This is a genomic window from Lacihabitans sp. CS3-21 (assembly GCF_024343675.1).
Lineage (GTDB): Bacteria > Bacteroidota > Bacteroidia > Cytophagales > Spirosomataceae > Leadbetterella.
In genome coordinates, this window is record NZ_RJUD01000048.1 from 1 (window position 1) to 582 (window position 582).

Here is a 582-nt window from a genome sequence, read left to right on the forward strand (position 1 = left end):
GAACCTTTGTGAAGTAAGTACTGAATCGATTGAAGTTAGTATTTTACCAGCCCCAGTAGCCCCATTAATTTCATCTACCAAAACGACTGTTTGTGGAACAGATAAAGCGACAATTACAGCAACAGGATGTGTAGGAGGAACGATTACATGGTCAGGTGGCGGAGTAGGCACTACCAAAGAAGTAGGAGCTGGAACTTATACGGCAACGTGTACGACAAGTTGTGGAACATCTGGAAACTCAAACACGATAACGATCGGAACGAGTCCATCACCAGTAGCACCAGTGATTTCTGCTAACAAAACTGAGATTTGTGGAAATGAGGAAATCACTTTGACAGCTACCAACTGCTCAGGTACAGTTAAATGGTCTAACAATGCAACTGGTGCTTCAATAAAAATTACGCAAGCTGGAGATTATGCGGCTGTTTGCCAAAACTCATGTGGAGAAAGTCCAAACAGTAATATTGTTAAAATTACTATAGGAGGCGTTCCAAATGCTCCATTGATTACTACAGATAAAGTTACAGTTTGTGATACCGCAAAAGCAAGATTGGTTGCGGTTGGTTGTAATTCAACGGTAGA

The 582-nt window shown here is 41.4% G+C and carries 1 pseudogene; it reads left to right on the forward strand.

Annotated features, from left to right (window positions below):
* Nucleotides 1-582, forward strand: a pseudogene (locus EGI24_RS14240) (hypothetical protein); the annotation flags it as partial.